Raw genomic sequence first — 2,127 nt, 5'->3', positions numbered from 1 at the left:
GCTTCCCGACGTGTAGATGAGGTACGCCACGTTCTCCGCGCGCACCTGCGTCACTGGCGCTTCCTGCGACTCCGTGGACAGGACTTCGTCCGTGTCCAGGCACACCGCCTGCGCGCTGAAGACTGGCAATGACTCCAGCAGGTGCGAGTGCGCCACCAACGCCGGGCCTTGCGCGTCCTCCAGCAGCCACCCCAACCGCTCCTTCGGGTAGCTCGCATCCAGCGGCACGTACGCTCCGCCCGCCTTCAGAATCCCCAGCGTCCCCACCACCACGTCCGCCGTGCGCTCCACGCACAGCCCCACCCTCACCTCCGGGCCCACTCCCAGCTTCCTCAGCCGGTTCGCCAGCTGGTTCGCCCTCGCATCTACCTCTCGGTACGTCAGCCGCTGCTTCCCGCTCGCCACCGCCACTGCCTCGGGCGTCTTGCGCGCTTGCGCCTCGAAGAGCTGCGGAATCGTCGCGTCTCTCGCGTACTCCTCCTGCGTCTGGTTCCACTCCACCAGCACCTGCTGACGCTCCGCCCCTGTCAGCAGCGGCAGCCGGCCCACTGCCTCCTCCGGCTTCGCCACCACCCCTTCCAGCAGCACTCCCAGGTGCTCCACCATCCGGCGCACCGTCGCCGCATCGAACAAGTCCGTGCTGTACTCCACCGCCCCGCTCAACCCCTGCGCCGTCTCCGTGAAGAACACGCTCACGTCGAACTTCGACGTCCGGCCTTCGAGTTCCACGGGCTTGAGCACGAGGCCGGGAAGCCGGGCCTCGTCCATCGGCACGTTCTGAAGTGCCAGCAACGTCTGGAACAGCGGCGTGTGGCTGAGGCTTCGCTCTGGCTGCAACGCCTCCACCAGCTTCTCGAATGGCACCTCCTGGTGCTCGTACGCATCCAGCACCGTCTCGCGCACCTGCGCGAGCAGCGCCTTGAAGGACTTCTCGCCCTCCACCTGCGTGCGCAGCACCAGCGTGTTGACGAAGAAGCCGATGAGCCCTTCCACCTCCGCCCTCGTGCGGCCCGCGATGGGCGACCCCACACTGATGTCGCCCTGCCCCGAGTAGCGCGACATCAACGCCTGCCACCCCGCCAACAACACCATGTACAGCGACGCGCCTTCTCTCCGGGCCAGGGCTCGCAATCCCTTCTCGAACGATGCCGGCCAGAGGAAGCGCTGCACCGCGCCCGCATTGCCCCGCACCGCTGGCCGCGGGCGATCCGTTGGCAACTCCAGCACGGGCGGCGCACCCGAAAGCTTCTGCTTCCAGTGATCCACCTCTCGCCGCAGCACGTCTCCCAGCAACGTCTGCTGCTGCCACAGCGCGTAGTCCGCGTACTGCACCGGCAGCTCCGGCAGCGGCGACGGGCGTCCCTCGGCGAAGGCCGCGTACAGCGCGCTCACTTCACGCACCAGCACGCCCACCGACCAGCCATCCGAGACGATGTGGTGCATCGTGAACGCGAGCACATGCTCCTGCTCGCCCAGCTTCACCAGGAATGCTCGGGACAAGGGGCCGCTCTGGAGGTCGAACGGCTTCAGGACCTCCTGTTCGACCCGGCGCCTTGCCTCCTCGTCTCTTCGCGTCGACTCCAGTCCTTGGAGGTCCAGCACCACCAACGGCAGGTCCGCCTTCGCATGGATGACCTGAATGGTCTGGCCCTGCTCCTGCGCGAAGGTCGTCCGAAGGGCTTCGTGACGACGTGAGACTTCGCTCAGCGCCCGCTCCAGGACGTCCTGGCGCAGCATGCCCTCCAGACGCACCACCACCGGCACGTTGTAGAGCGCAGTGCCCGGATCCAGCTGGTCGATGAACCACAGCCGCTGCTGCGCGAACGACAAGGCCCGCGGCGCATCCCGCGACGTGCGCATGATCCGGGACGGGAAACGCCGGTTGCTTCGCTCCAGGCGCTCCGCCAAGGACTCCACCGTCGTCGCTTCAAACAGCACGCGCAGCGGGACTTCGGTTTCCAGCTCCGCCCGCATCCGCGACACCACCTGCATCGCGAGCAGCGAGTGCCCACCCAACGCGAAGAAGTTGTCCCTCACTCCTACTCGAGGAACTCGCAACACCTCCGCCCAGATGCTCGCCAGCTTCTCTTCCGTCTGCGTCCTCGGCGCCTCGTACTCGCTCCCCGC

Annotated in this window: 1 protein-coding gene; it reads right to left on the bottom strand. The window is 67.3% G+C overall.

Annotated features, from left to right (window positions below; genetic code table 11):
* Positions 1 to 2,127: condensation domain-containing protein (locus tag GTY96_RS36970; RefSeq protein WP_161667165.1), on the bottom strand; the 2,127-nt coding region annotated here is incomplete at both ends.

The sequence above is a fragment of the Corallococcus silvisoli genome, from assembly GCF_009909145.1.
Taxonomy (GTDB): Bacteria; Myxococcota; Myxococcia; order Myxococcales; family Myxococcaceae; genus Corallococcus; species Corallococcus silvisoli.
The sequence above is the reverse complement of the archived record's forward strand: the minus strand, read 5'-3'. Positions and strand labels throughout refer to the sequence as shown.